This is a genomic window from Caballeronia choica, from assembly GCF_001544535.1.
Taxonomy (GTDB): Bacteria; Pseudomonadota; Gammaproteobacteria; order Burkholderiales; family Burkholderiaceae; genus Caballeronia; species Caballeronia choica.
The window spans coordinates 1-804 of sequence record NZ_FCON02000551.1 but is presented as its reverse complement, the minus strand read 5'-3'; the positions used below and the strand labels follow the sequence as shown (position 1 = coordinate 804).

General features: G+C 65.2%; 1 protein-coding gene and 1 pseudogene. Both read right to left on the bottom strand.

Annotated elements, in window-relative coordinates; genetic code table 11:
- Positions 1-170, bottom strand: a pseudogene (locus AWB68_RS47955) (ribose ABC transporter permease); the annotation flags it as partial.
- 61 nt (positions 171-231) lie between these two features.
- On the bottom strand, positions 232-804 hold a 573-nt coding region (locus tag AWB68_RS45655), incomplete at its 5' end, for an ATP-binding cassette domain-containing protein (protein ID WP_143282086.1).

Sequence of the window (804 nt, the reverse complement as noted above, 5' to 3'; positions counted from 1 at the left end):
AAGAACCCGTCCGTCGCGACGCCGAACGCGATGCACAGCAGGATCAGCACGGGCAGCATGCCAGCCGTGCGCATCAGTGACTGCATGCGCTCCTTGTGTTCGATCCGCGATTGCCGCTGGGCCTGCTTCGCCGCCGCAACGGGCGCATCCTGCTTGATGGGGTTGCTCATGTCGTCCTCCGGTATGTGTAGCTGTCTCTGTTCTGCGGTTTCGTGCTGTCTTTCGTACTGTTCAAGCGGCTTCGCCCAGCGCCGGGCGCGACCCGGTGGCGAGTTCGATGATGCCTTCCTGCGTGATCGGCTTGCCCGTGTAACCACCGAGTTCGCCGGCCAGTTCGCCTTCACGCATGACGAGGACACGATCGGCGGTACCGATCACCTCCGGCAGTTCGCTCGAGATGATGATGATGCCGACGCCGGTCTTCGCCAGTTCGTTGATGATCCGGTAGATCTCCGACTTCGCGCCGATGTCGACGCCGCGCGTCGGTTCATCGAGGATCAGCACGCGCGGGTGGGTTTCCAGGAGGCGCGAGAGCAGCACCTTCTGCTGGTTGCCGCCTGAGAGCGCGCCCGCGTTCACCTTCGCGCTCGGCACGCGGATGGTCAGCGAGGCAATCGCGTCCTTCGCCCGCGCCGCGCCGCGCGCCAGATCGAGCACGCCCATTCGCGCGTCGCGGCCGGCGACGGCGACATTGATGTTGTCGCGCACGCTCATGTCGAGAAAGAGACCCTGGCCCTTGCGGTCTTCGGTCAGATAGACGAGGCCCGCGTCGATCGCATCGCGCGGCGTGCGCAGGTTCAGCTT